Genomic DNA, 13,434 nt, shown 5'->3' with positions numbered 1-13,434 from the left:
AGATGACGATATCCATGCTCAAATCGCTATATCGGGCCGGCCTCACTTTGGGTTTGGTCGCGCTCTGCGCACCGGCTGGCGCGCAAAGCGCCACTGACCAGTGCCTGGGATTTGCTGAAGGACTGGCACTGGCCGCCGCGCGCGCACCGGAAGTCGATGGGGCCCGGGCCCGCGAGGCAGAAGCGCGGGCCGATTTGCGCGAAGCGGGGTCCCTGCGTCGTCCGCAAGTCTCAACCTTTGGCCGTTCCGGTGTTGGGGATACCGGTTTGACCAGCAGTCAGATCGACAATCAGGTTGGGGTGCGTCTCTCACAACGAGTGTTTGATTTTGGCGATAGTCGGCTCGCGCGCGAAGCCGCGCAGGGCAACCTTGATCAGCGCGGCTTTGACGTTCGGGACCAGCAGAGTCAGGCGGCCTATGCCGTGGCCGACGCCTATCTGACACAGTTGGAAGCGGAGGCCATGATCGATGTCATTGCCCACCGCCGCGAATATTTCGAGCGGCAGCAAACGGCCGTCGAGGGCCTGTTGCGGCTTGGTGGTGCGACGCGGGCCGACAGCGCCCAGATTGCGGCCCAACTCGCTTCGGCCGAGGCTGAAATGCTTGAGCTTGATTTTACCGAGGAGCGCGCCGCCACCCGGTTGCGGGAGTACACGGGACGGTCCTCAGCGCCTTGCGGGCCGGCGCAAGTGCGCGCGGTGCTCGACACCCAGCTCGCGGACCTGACCTCAGTGGATGATGTCATAGCCTCCGCACTGTCGACTCATCCGCAGATTGGATCACAACGCAGCGCGATCCGGAGCCTGGAGGCGCAACGTGAGCGGCAGCGGCGCTCGCGTCTGCCGGTGGTCGAGGTGGTGGGCATTGTTTCCTACGTTTATGCCGATGCCACGCAAGACTGGGATGTCCGGGACCGTGTCGGGGTCGATGTGTCGGTGCCGCTCTATTCTGGCTCAGCGCTCGGTGCGCGCAATGACCGGGCCGAGGCGCGTCTGTCGCAGGAAGAGAGCGTTCTGCACACCTTGCAACGGAATTTGGGTGAAGAAGCGGAGATCGCGTTCCGACGCTCGATTTCCCTGCAAGCACAATTGCACAGGCGCCAAGCCGTGGCCGATAGCCAGCTCAATTATTTCGACGCGATCGCTGGCGAATTCGAGTTTGGGCTGGGAACGCTTCCGGTTTTGATCGATGCGCGCCTCGCCTACGAACAAGCCGCGCTGGACGTGGTCACAGCTCAATTTTCTCTACTGCGTCAACAATTGAATTTGATGCGGCTGACGGCGCGGATGCCAAGCCTTGCCAGCGCGCAGCGTGAGGCTGACGAGCCGGAGCATGCGCCGTAGCAATCGTGCGCGCGCATGCCGACCGGTTGTGGGGTAAATAGTCCGGATTCCACCCTGCTGGAGTAGCTTTTTGTGGACGTGGACCGATTCCTCGCGCTAGCGTGTCAATTCTGGGAAAGCGGAGTTGTGCGGCATCATCCGCCAAGCCGAGCATCAATTTTATCACAGCAGGGGTTCCGTCGCGCTAGCCACTTCCTCGCGACGTCTGTCACATGTGAATGACCAGCCCGAATTGTGGGCAAGAGGAGAATGCCATGACCGATGAGAGCTGGGCTGGATCGAATTTCGGTTGCGGAGAACCACTGCGCACCGATGGCGCGCTTGCACAACGAGTGACGCCGCAGGACGTGAAACCGCGGGTGGAACGTGGACGTTTTGGCCTCACCGCCGTCGCTCTGGCCGCCGGAGGGGTGGCCTTCCTGGCTTCTGGCGCCGATGCGCAAGACGCATCCAAGGTGCCCGAAGGATATGAGGCTGCATCGGATGTCTCAAATGTGGCCAGCATCCACGTCCAGGCGGATGGATCAGTCGAGCTCGTGATGGCCGACGGACAATCGATCATTATCGCGGCTGCCGATGTGGTGGTTGAAGACGGTATTGTCTATCTATCCACGGCTTCGGTTGATGCGGCTATTGACGCGGCCGTTGTCGCGCCTGCGGGCGGTGGGGGGGCCGGAATCGGCGTTCTCGGCGCGGTCGCAGCGGGTGGCGGGCTTGCCGCGGCTGCCGGTGGCGGCGGGGGTGGAGGGGCCAGTGCGACTCCAACGCCAACGCCTGTGCCGAACGTCAATCCTCCGGTCTTCACTTCGAGCACATCGGCTACGGTTGACGAGAACTCCACCGGCACCGCTTACACGGCGACCGCAACTGACGCCGATGGCAATTCAATTTCCTACTCGATTGTTGGCGGCAGTGATGCCGCCGACTTTTCGATTAATGCTTCGACGGGCGCGCTAACCTTCGTTGGCTCACCAGACTTTGAAAACCCGAACGATTCCAATGCAGATAATGCATATGAGGTGATCATTCGAGCTTCTGACGGCACCAATACGACCGATCAAACGGTGACGATCTCTGTCAATGACATCGACGAAGCGCCGGTCTTCTCATCGGCCGCCTCGGTCAGCGTCGCTGAGAATCAGACGTCTGCCTACGTCGCCGTGGCGGCCGATGCCGAAGGCGCTGCGGTGAGCTATACGCTGTCCGGTGCCGACGCCGCATTGTTCTCGATTGATGCCAGCAGCGGGGTGGTCACTTTCATCGCCGCGCCCGATCATGAAAATCCAGCTGATGCTGGCGGTGACAATGTCTACGATATTGTTGTGCGAGCGTCGGATGGCACAAATACCACCGACCAGGCCGTTGCGATCACGGTCACCGATCAGAATGACAATGCGCCCGTTTTTACTTCGGCCACAACGGTTTCGGTGCCGGAAAATCAGACGTCTGCCTACGACGCAGATGCAACCGATGCGGACGCCAGCTCGATTCTTTCCTATTCAATTTCCGGCACCGACTCGAGTTTGTTCAGTATCGATTCGAGCACCGGAGTTGTGACCTTTCTGTCCGCCCCCAATTTCGAGGCGCCGACGGATTCGGGTGGTAACGGCGTCTATGATTTTGTGGTCACGGCGTCGGACGGTTCTCACACCACCGATCAGACGGTCGCCGTCACGGTCACGGACATCACCGAGAACGGCGATCTCCCAGCCGACGTGACAACCACGGCCACACTGGCACTTGGCGGCACCTACTCCAACCAGCTCGAAGTTGTCGGGGATCGCGACTGGATCGCGGTTGAACTGGTGGCGGGACAACGCTACGCGATCTCGCTCAATGGGAGTGGTGCTGATCCGCTGAGCGACCCGCTTGTTCGACTTTACGACGCGGCCGGCAATCTGATCGGCGAGAATGATGATGGCGGGGCGGGCCTGAATTCGCTTCTGAGCTACACCGTCCCCACGACGGGTACTTATTATGTCGAGGCCGCTGCTTGGGATGACACCGTCGCCGGTAGCTATACGGTTGGGCTGGAGACGGCAGCCCCGTTGGAAGCATATAGCACTGATCAAATCGCCGAATTCCTGCGTTCTGGCTACTGGACGGGGAATGGGGGCGCAGCGCGGCATTGGAACGTAACTGATGGCGGAACGATCACTGTTAATCTTGTCGATCTGACGGCGGATGGCCAAACGCTCGCGAGAGCGGCGCTAGGCTTGTGGTCGGATTTGACGGGAATCAATTTTTCCGAAGTCAGTGTCGGTGGCCAAATGGTGTTCGACGACGACGAGGAAGGTGCCTTCGCGACGACGAGCACCAGCGGCGGTTTCGTGGTATCGGCTGCGGTCAATGTTTCGACCGATTGGATCGACACCTACGGAACCAATCTCAACAGCTATTCCTATCAGACCTATATCCACGAAATCGGGCACGCGCTCGGCTTGGGTCATGCGGGTCCTTATAATGGAAGCGCAGTCTATGCAGTCGATGCCGCTTATTTGAACGATTCCTGGCAGGCATCGGTCATGTCCTATTTCAGCCAGACCGAGAACACCTACATCAATGCCTCATTTGCTTATGTGGTGTCCCCGCAGATCGCCGATGTCCTGGCAATTCAGAATATCTATGGCCTTGCAGCGAACATCCGGGCCGGTGATACGGTCTATGGGTTCAACTCCACCGCTGGAAATGCCATCTACGACGCGACATCGTTCACGACGGTCACCAGCTATACGATTGTCGATACCGGCGGTATCGACACAATGGACTATTCGGGTTCCGCCGCGAACCAAACACTCGATCTGCGGGCCGAGTCCCACTCCAGCCTGCAAGGCGGCCGCGGTAATGTCAGCATTGCGCGTGGGACTGTGATCGAGAACGCGATTGGGGGGACAGGCAACGACACCTTGATCGGCAACTCGGCGAACAATCACCTGACCGGCAATGACGGCAATGACCGCTTTTTCGCCAGCGGAGGCACGAATGTCTATGACGGTGGTGCCGGCAGCGACACGGTTGTGTTTTCAGGTCTGCAGACTGATTACATCATCTCCACCAATGGTTCGGGCCATACAGTTGTCACTGATATGCGGATCGGAGCGCCGGACGGTGTGACGGAACTGATCAGTATTGAAACGATTGAATACGGCACGTCGGCGCCATCATTGATGGCGACACCTTCGCCGAAGAACCTACCGGACAACATCAGTCAGGATCGACTGACCAGTACCGATTGGGCTGCGATGGGCGTAGATGACAATGGCAATTTCCGGGGCGTGGATTCAGACTTTTACTGGGGGGCAGACAGTCTGCAACTCTCCGGCGAGGGAGGGGCTGCCCCCGGCATGCGGCCGCTTGATCTCGCTGAACTGGGCCAGACCATCCAGGTGGTCGGATTGGTGGTCGACGGTGAAAAGTCCGACACAACGCCTTCAGTCATGGATGCGTTGGGCAATTTGGATGCGCTTGCGGGCGCGCAGTTCGTCGATACCCTTGATGTGGCGGAGAAGCCGGGAGCGCATGTTGATGTCATGCCCGATCTCAGCCCTGAAGATCTTGCCCAGGTACAGTTGATCGACAGCCAGGCCGGAAATATTGGTCGTCTATTGACTGACGCCGCCAACACAGACCTGACGACGGACGGATCGGGCGATGAAGGCGGGGCGTGGATGTTCAGCACTCCGGAAGATTTCCGGCTGCCAGATGTGAGCTGGGGTGTGGACGGCCTGCTCGTATTGAGCGAGTGGGGCGATGCACCTTATCCTGGGGAAGCTCAAGAGGTGACGGCGAACGGAGTCGAGGCCATACCTACGGGTCTGGATGCGATTCAATTTGATGATCCAAGCGCCCACCTCCCACCCGTGGAGTTGATTGAAGGTTGGGCGTGACCCAAATTTGGGCGGAACCCGGGCATGAGGGGTTCGTTTCACCCACCCATACCGACCCGCTCCATCACGCAATTCCCTTTCGGAAGCCGCATGGCCGTCCGATTGAAACAGTGTGTGAGTTCCGCGTGCTGGGCGACTTATTCCGAAGGTTTCGTCAACAACCCGCTGAAAAATTTCATGAATTCTACTTTATAAAACCGGGTGAGGGTATAGGCCGCAACCATGACCCCATAGGCCAGGAAACTAACAAAAATTCCGAGCAGGCCCCACGTCACTGCTCTGTACAAGACTTCTGCCATCCCCCCAACTCCACACCTAACTTACTCTGAACCAAACGCTACACTATGGTGCTGATTTGGCAAGCTTCGGTTGTGTGCGAGGCGCAAGAAGTCGCTCAACATCTGTGTTGCGCAAGTCGAGTGAATGCAGGGGGCGTGATTCGCGATATTCATTCGGGCGCGGCGCACGTCGCGTTGGCCCAACCGACAATTCTTGCGACAATGTAAGTTGTTGCATGAATGTGCGAACGGTCACACTTGCCTCTGTTATACGCTTCGTGCAGGACACGCGCGGAGCGCGCCTGAGAATGGGAAAATGAATGACAATTCTGGTGACAGGTGCGGCGGGCTTCGTCGGTTTTCATGCGATCAATGCCTTGCTCGACCGCGGCGAGACCGTCGTCGGAATTGACAACCTGAATTCCTATTATGACCCGGCACTGAAGCGGGCCCGGCTCGACTTGCTGAAAGCACGCCAGGGCTTCAGTTTCGAGAAAATGGAATTGGCTGACGACAAGGCCGTCATGGCCTTGGTCGAACGGGTCAGACCAGACCGGATATTGCATCTCGGTGCCCAGGCTGGCGTGCGCTATTCGATCGACCAGCCTTTCGCCTATGCCAATTCCAACTTGCACGGTCATCTTTCAGTGCTCGAGGCGGCGCGGCATCTCGGCGATGATCTCAAACATCTGGTCTACGCTTCGTCCAGCTCGGTCTATGGCGAGCGTTCCGCGGTGCCCTTCCGCGAAGATGATGTCACGATGCAGCCGGCCTCACTCTATGCGGCCACCAAGTTGGCAGACGAGATGATGAGCGCGGCTTACGCCAGCCTCTACGGCGTTGCAGCGACAGGATTGCGCTTCTTCACCGTCTACGGACCCTGGGGGCGCCCTGACATGGCTTATTGGCTGTTCAGCGAGGCGATGTATGCGGGCAAGCCGATCAAGGTCTTTAACGCTGGTGAGATGGAGCGGGACTTCACCTATATCGACGATGTCGTTGCACCGCTCCTGCGTGTCCTCGACGACAACCCGGCGCGCGGTCATCACGACGTATTCAATATTGGCGGCGCCTCGCCGGTCAGGTTGATGGACATGATCGCGGCGCTCGAACGCGCGCTCGGCATGACGGCCGAAAAAATAATGCTGCCGATGCAGGCCGGCGATGTGACGCGCACCTATGCCGATGTCTCCAAGCTGGAGCGCGTCTATGGCTACAAGCCGGGCGTGCGGCTCGAGGAAGGCCTCGGCCGCTTTGCCGACTGGTACCGCGAATGGCGCAAACGCGAAGACTAGGAGGCTGAGCTTTCGGTCTTGAGCACGGTTTCGGCGACCTGGCGCGCCGCGGCGCCCAGCTCGGTGTCATGGAGCGCAAACGACAGCGTCGCGCGCAAATAGCCCAGCTTGTCGCCGCAATCATAGGAGCGGCCCTCATATTCCACGGCGTGGAAATCCTGGTGCTGCATCAGCCGCGCCATTGCGTCTGTGAGCTGGATTTCGCCGCCGGCGCCGGCCGCCTGGTCCTCAAGATATTTGAAAATCGTGCCCTGCAGGATATAGCGCCCGGTGATGGCCAGGTTTGACGGTGCCTCATCGAGCGCTGGCTTTTCGACCATGCCACGCATCCGGATCCGGTTACCGTCGCGCTCAATCGGGTCAATGACACCGTATTTATTGACGTTTTCCGGCGCGACCTGTTCGACGGCGATGATATTGCCGCCGGTTTCTTCATACGCTTGAACCATTTGCGCCAGGCAGCTCGGCTGCGCGCGTACCAGCACGTCGGGAAGAAGAATGGCGAACGGGTCGTCGCCGATAATGTCGCGGGCGCACCAGATAGCGTGGCCGAGGCCGAGCGGTGCCTGCTGGCGCACGAAGCTCATCGAGCCCGGTGTGGCGCGGGTCCGACTGAGAACGTCGAGTATGTCCGTCTTGCCCTTGTCCTTCAGGGTAGCCTCAAGCTCATAGGCGCGGTCAAAATAGTCTTCTATCGCGCCTTTATTACGCCCGGTGACAAAGACGAAATGCTCGATTCCGGCGGCGATGGCTTCATCGACTACATACTGGATCGCAGGTCGATCGAAGACGGGCAGCATTTCCTTGGGAATGGATTTGGTGGCGGGGAGGACCCGCGTTCCCAGGCCCGCAACGGGCAGGACGGCTTTGCGAACTCGTCTCATGGTAGACAACTCCCATCGTCTTTATCGTTGGCGCACGCCTATCGGATCGTGTCGCTGCCGTCCAGCTTATGCATTCACTTCGCGTAAGGGCTGTCGTCCTATATGTTTTGCCTGAACCAGTATTTGGATGCGCGCATGGGCAAGAAATATTTCGGCACGGATGGCGTCCGCGGCCTGACCAATTCCTTCCCGATGACGGCGGAGACAGCGTTGCGGCTTGGCATGGCTGCAGGGCGGCATTTTGTCCGCCACACGGGCCGGCATTCTGTGGTGATCGGCAAGGATACGCGGCTGTCCGGTTATATGATCGAATCTGCGCTTGTCGCCGGCTTCACGTCGGTGGGGATGGATGTATTCCAGTTTGGTCCCTTGCCGACTCCTGCCGTCGCGTTGATGACGCGTTCACTCCGCGCCGATCTGGGGGTGATGATCACGGCGTCACATAATCCCTACCACGATAACGGGATCAAATTATTCGGTCCCGAGGGCAAGAAGCTCGATGACGACACCGAGCTGCAGATCGAGGCATTGATGGATGGCGGCCTCACCGAGGAATTGGCGCCGCCGGGCGACCTTGGCCGCGCCAAACGGATCGACGACGCCCAGGCGCGCTATGTCGAGATCGTCAAATCGACTTTCCCGCGCAATCTGAATCTGTCCAGTCTTCGTTTGGTGATCGACTGCGCCAATGGTGCTGCTTACAAAGTTGCCCCGACGGCGTTGTGGGAACTCGGTGCCGATGTGATCCCGATCGGGATCGAGCCGAATGGTTTCAACGTCAATGAGGATTGCGGTTCGACCGCGCCAGCGCGTCTGGCCAGGGAAGTGGTAAAATATCGCGCCGATCTCGGCATTGCGCTGGACGGCGATGGTGACCGCTTGATCCTGTGCGACGAGAAGGGCCGCGTCATCGATGGCGACCAGATCCTCGCCATGCTGGCGCGCCATTGGCACAAGACCGGTGAGCTAACGAAACCGGCCATCGTGGCGACGGTGATGTCGAATCTCGGCCTGGAGCGTTTCCTTGAGGGCGAGGGCATCGCGCTGGAACGGACCCAGGTTGGTGACCGCTATGTCACTGAGCGCATGAATGCGACTGGAATCAATCTCGGCGGCGAAGCCTCTGGCCATATCGTGATGCCGGACTTCGCACCGACCGGCGATGGTCTGATCGCGGCATTGCAGGTGTTGCGGGTGCTGGTCGATTCAAACCAGCCGGCCAGTTCCGTCTTTCGTGTCTTCAAGCCGGCGCCGCAATTGCTGGAAAATGTCCGCGTCAAAAAAGGGCCGGTGCTGCTCACTCATGCCGATGTCCGCGCGGCGATTGCCGAGGCCGAGCAACGGATGGGCACGAATGGACGCCTGCTGGTGCGCGCGTCCGGCACCGAGCCGGTAATCCGGGTCATGGCTGAAGGTGAGATGAAGCTGATCCGCAGCGTCGTCGATGATGTGCGATCTGCCATAGAGCGGGCCGCCGCCTAATGGTGGTCACCACCAAACCGGTTCGGGACAAGATCGTCGAGCTGCAATACCTCCGGGCGGTGGCCGTGTTGCTCGTGGTTATCGGCCATATCCATCAGACTGAGGGCCGATTTTTCGGCGATGAACTTTTCGGCGGGTTTGCCTATTTCGGTTTCAGCGGCGTCGACGTCTTTTTTGTCATATCCGGATTCATTATCCATCACATCTACGGCAAGATGTCCGGCTTCCGGCCTCGCTTCTTCATTTCCCGACTGAACCGGATCTTCCCCCTTTACTGGATCTACACGGCGATCGCTGTCGTGGGTCTGTTGCTCGTCAACGGCGCCGGGCCAGACACTGCGTTGGGGCAGAAGAACTGGCTGGCTACGGCAACACTGTACCCCGTTGGATATCCGCCCATCCTGCCAGTTGGCTGGACGCTGACGCATGAACTTTATTTCTATATCGCTTACGCAATCTATCTCGCGCTGCCGACACGCGCGCGGCCTTGGGCCGTGCTCGGCTGGGCCGGACTGACATTGGGCGGAGTTTTTGGCCTTGCTGATGGACGGCCTCCGCTGGTTGGCCTTTTGATCAGCCCGTTCAATCTGCTGTTTTTAGCCGGTGCGTTGATTGCACAATTCTCAGATCGGCTGCTGGCCCTGCGGCGCACAGCACTGGCGGTGACTATTGCTGGGGCCACGCTGGGTCTTATCTGGACCGGTAACTATGGGCTTGATGGCCTGTCGGATCCGGCCATTCGTGTCCCGGTATTTGCGCCCTTCGCGATCGGCACCGTCTGGGCCGTATTGGCTTGGCGGCCGCGACTGCCGGTGCTGGCAGCACGGATCGGCGACTGGTCCTATGCCTGTTATCTGGGCCACATCCTGGTGCTGGAAGCGCTGGCCCGGGTCCTGGCGCCCACTCTCTCCGGGTCCGTATTCGCCAGCCCGGTCTATTACACGCTTGGCATGCTTGGCGCGCTCACTTTGGCTTGGCTTAGCCATCGACTGGTCGAACGGCCATTGTTGCGGTTGGGCAAGATGGTGATCGCTGCGTCTATGCCGAAACCGCGCCCCGTTGTGGACGCTTAGTGTCAGTGAATCGGGTTGGGGAAGGCTGAGCCGACGTCGATAGTCGAGGGTCGATCTTTTCGAACCCTAAGTCTGGATTGTGGTCTGGCAACTATTGCCCTAGCGGCAATCTCCCCTTGCACGCGCTGCCTGCCTCGGCGATACCGGTCCTATTCACAGCAGGAGAAGTCGACATGCGCGTTGCGATGATCGGTACGGGATATGTGGGCCTGGTTTCCGGCGCCTGTTTTGCCGATTTTGGCCATGAGGTCATCTGCGTCGACAAGAATGCCGAAAAGGTTGAGACGCTCAATTCCGGTGGCATCCCGATATATGAGCCGGGCCTCGACCTTCTGGTTCAACGCAATGTCCGTGAAGGTCGGTTGAGCTTCACGCATGATCTTACCGAGGCGGTGCGTGAAGCCGATGCGGTGTTCATCGCGGTTGGCACGCCGAGCCGTCGCGGCGACGGTTTTGCCGATCTCAGCTATGTCTACGCCGCCGCGCGCGAGATCGCTGAAGTGATGAATGGCTATACCGTGATTGTGACCAAATCGACCGTGCCGGTTGGTACCGGCGATGAGGTTGAACGTATTATTCGTGAAACCCGCCCGGACGCTGATTTCGCTGTTGTCTCCAATCCGGAATTCTTGCGCGAAGGCGCGGCGATCGACGATTTCAAACACCCTGACCGTGTCGTCGTCGGCACCGATGATGAACGTGCGCGTACCGTGATGCACGATATCTACCGGCCGCTCTTCCTCAACGAGACTCCGATTGTCTTCACCTCGCGGCGGACCTCGGAATTGATCAAATATGCTGCCAACGCATTTCTGGCTATGAAGATCACATTCATCAACGAGATGGCGGATTTATGCGAGGCGCTTGGCGCCAATGTGCAGGAAGTGGCTCGCGGGGTCGGGCTCGACAATCGTATTGGCGGCAAATTTCTGCACGCCGGACCGGGTTATGGCGGTTCCTGCTTTCCCAAAGACACCTTGGCCCTGACCCGCACCGCTCAGGAGGCCGGCGCTCCGCTGCGGCTGATCGAGACCGTGGTCGACGTCAATGATGTCCGCAAGCGCGCCATGGCAGACAAGATCATCAAGGCCTGCGGTGGCGATGTCTCAGGCAAAACGATCGCCATTCTCGGCCTGACCTTCAAGCCGAACACAGACGATATGCGCGAGGCTCCCAGCCTCGAAATCGTCCCGGCCCTGCAAAAAGCGGGCGCCAAGGTGAAAGCCTTCGATCCGGCCGGCACACTGGAAGCAGAGAAGCTGCTCTCAAATGTCAAATTCGTCTCCGGCCCATATTTCTGCGCTGAGAATGCTGACGCACTGGCCATCATCACTGAATGGAACGAGTTCCGTGCCCTCGATCTGGATCGCCTCAAAGCCGTGATGCGTACGCCGAACATCATCGATCTGCGCAATATCTATTCACCGGACGAGATGGCGGCAGCCGGCTTCAATTATACCAGCGTTGGTCGTCCCCAGGGTTGATGCCACACGCCTTTCGGGATGTACGATTCGGAATGTCCTGGATTGGCGCGACCATTATTCCGGGTCGCAAAGCTTGCATGGTTGCGACCATGCAATAGGACTATTCCAAACGATTCACATGGATGCACAGCATGACTCAAATTCCAAAAGCGAACCTGCAGCCGAACACATCGGCATTCGAAAACGAGCCCCTGATCAAACCGACCGGCTTTCGGGAATACGATGCGCGCTGGTGGTTTGGCCATCCGGCCTCAGATGTGGCTCCTGACCTCAACCTCTACGGAGTGCAAGCGCTGGGGCTCGGCCTGGGCACGTTGATTCACGAGCTCGGCGTCGCACCGAAAATCGCGGTCGGGCATGATTTCCGAAGTTACTCCTTGAGTGTAAAACAGGCACTGGAAGTTGGTTTGATGGACGCCGGAATCGAAGTCCATGATATCGGTCTGGCCCTGTCGCCGACCGCCTATTTCGCACAATTTGACCTCGATCTGCCCTGCGTCGCGATGGTGACAGCGAGCCATAACTCCAATGGCTGGACCGGCGTCAAAATGGGGGCCGAGCGACCTCTGACATTCGGGCCGGTCGAGATGTCCCGCCTTAAGGAAATCGTCCTTGGCGGCCAGGGCATATCGCGCGCCGGTGGCGGCTATGTCCGCCAGACGGCGGTCGCCGAACGTTATCTTGCTGATGTATCTCACGGAGTGAAAATTTCCCGACCGCTAAAAGTCGTCGCCGCTTGCGGCAATGGCACGGCTGGTGCCTTCGCGCCGCAGGCCTTGCGGGCGATGGGTGTTGAGGTTGTCGAACTGGACTGCGAGCTGGATCACAGTTTTCCGCGCTATAACCCAAACCCGGAAGACATGAAAATGCTGCACGCGATCCGCGATGCGGTGCTTGAGCACAAGGCCGATGTCGGTCTCGGGTTTGACGGCGATGGTGACCGTTGCGGCGTTGTTGATAATGAGGGCGAGGAAATCTTCGCCGACAAAATCGGCCTGATGCTGGCGCGCGATCTGGCACCACTCTTCCCCAATTCGACATTCGTTGTCGACGTCAAGTCGACCGGCCTGTTCGCGATCGACCCTGTGCTGGCAAAACATGGCTGCAAGACGGATTACTACAAAACCGGACATTCCTATATCAAGCGTCGCTCAAAGGAGTTGGGTGCGCTCGCCGGGTTCGAAAAGTCTGGACACTTCTTCCTGCAGCCACCGATCGGCCGCGGCTATGATGATGGTCTTGTTGCTGCGCGGGCCATCCTCGAAATGCTGGACCGCAATCCACTCAAGAGCATGGCCGATCTGCGCCGCGCGCTGCCGGTCAGCTTCGGAGCCCCGACCATGTCGCCGGCCTGTGGGGATGAAGTAAAGTATGGCGTTGTTGAGCAGATCGTCGCGCAATTTGAAGCGTTGCAGGCGGAAAATAAGGAAATTGCTGGCCGCCGGATTGCCGACATTAACACGGTTAATGGAGTCCGCTTTACCCTCGAAGGCGGTGCTTGGGGCTTGGTGCGCGCCAGTTCAAACACCCCTAATCTGGTGGTCGTGGTGGAAAGTCCAGACTCATCGGACGATGTGGTCGCCGTGTTTCGGGCGATCGAGGGTGTGCTGGCGGACTATCCGGAAGTCGGTGAGTTCGACCAGAAGCTCTAGTTGTGCACTTTCATAAGCTTGCTCATTCGGGTTGAAGCCTTGAGACGGGTTGTTGC

General features: G+C 59.0%; 8 protein-coding genes. 7 read left to right on the top strand and 1 reads right to left on the bottom strand.

The genetic code is table 11. The features are described from left to right. The first annotated feature begins 2 nt into the window (after window positions 1-2). The 3 genes from AAC029_RS03300 (at window position 3) to AAC029_RS03290 (ending at window position 6,803) form a co-directional block, all read left to right on the top strand. Window positions 3-1,343: a TolC family protein gene (locus AAC029_RS03300; protein ID WP_339743921.1), complete on the top strand. Its 1,341-nt coding sequence runs from the start codon at window positions 3-5 to the stop codon at window positions 1,341-1,343. Window positions 1,344-1,597: 254 nt separating this feature from the next. Further along, the gene (locus AAC029_RS03295) at window positions 1,598-5,230 is read left to right on the top strand and encodes a M10 family metallopeptidase C-terminal domain-containing protein (RefSeq protein ID WP_339743919.1); all 3,633 of its coding nucleotides are present in this window, start codon (window positions 1,598-1,600) and stop codon (window positions 5,228-5,230) included. A gap of 598 nt (window positions 5,231-5,828) precedes the next feature. Further along, complete coding sequence (locus tag AAC029_RS03290) at window positions 5,829-6,803, top strand: NAD-dependent epimerase/dehydratase family protein (RefSeq protein ID WP_339743917.1); 975 nt, start codon at window positions 5,829-5,831, stop codon at window positions 6,801-6,803. Here AAC029_RS03290 and galU read toward each other — a convergent pair. Further along, window positions 6,800-7,687 carry a UTP--glucose-1-phosphate uridylyltransferase GalU gene (galU, locus tag AAC029_RS03285; protein WP_339743915.1) on the bottom strand — a complete coding sequence of 296 codons (888 nt, stop codon included), beginning with the start codon at window positions 7,685-7,687 and terminating at the stop codon, window positions 6,800-6,802. The two genes, AAC029_RS03290 and galU, sit on opposite strands and share 4 nt — an antisense overlap. A gap of 135 nt (window positions 7,688-7,822) precedes the next feature. On the opposite strand from galU, the gene glmM reads away from it, so the two are divergent. The 4 genes from glmM to AAC029_RS03265 all read left to right on the top strand — a co-directional run bounded on the left by glmM (window position 7,823) and on the right by AAC029_RS03265 (window position 13,378). Continuing rightward, window positions 7,823-9,169, top strand: a complete 1,347-nt coding sequence (glmM, locus tag AAC029_RS03280) for a phosphoglucosamine mutase (protein WP_339743913.1) — start codon at window positions 7,823-7,825, stop codon at window positions 9,167-9,169. Further along, window positions 9,169-10,242 carry an acyltransferase gene (locus tag AAC029_RS03275; RefSeq protein ID WP_339743911.1) on the top strand — a complete coding sequence of 358 codons (1,074 nt, stop codon included), beginning with the start codon at window positions 9,169-9,171 and terminating at the stop codon, window positions 10,240-10,242. Before glmM ends, AAC029_RS03275 begins: the two co-directional genes overlap by 1 nt. Window positions 10,243-10,415: 173 nt before the next feature. Further along, window positions 10,416-11,726 carry a UDP-glucose/GDP-mannose dehydrogenase family protein gene (locus tag AAC029_RS03270; RefSeq protein WP_339743909.1) on the top strand — a complete coding sequence of 437 codons (1,311 nt, stop codon included), beginning with the start codon at window positions 10,416-10,418 and terminating at the stop codon, window positions 11,724-11,726. A gap of 131 nt (window positions 11,727-11,857) precedes the next feature. After that, entirely contained in the window at window positions 11,858-13,378 is a 1,521-nt protein-coding gene (locus tag AAC029_RS03265) for a phosphomannomutase/phosphoglucomutase (protein WP_339743907.1), read from the top strand. Window positions 13,379-13,434: the final 56 nt, after the last annotated feature.

This window comes from uncultured Maricaulis sp. (genome assembly GCF_963975345.1).
In the GTDB taxonomy this organism is placed as follows: domain Bacteria; phylum Pseudomonadota; class Alphaproteobacteria; order Caulobacterales; family Maricaulaceae; genus Maricaulis.
This window is presented reverse-complemented; position numbering and strand designations above follow the sequence as displayed.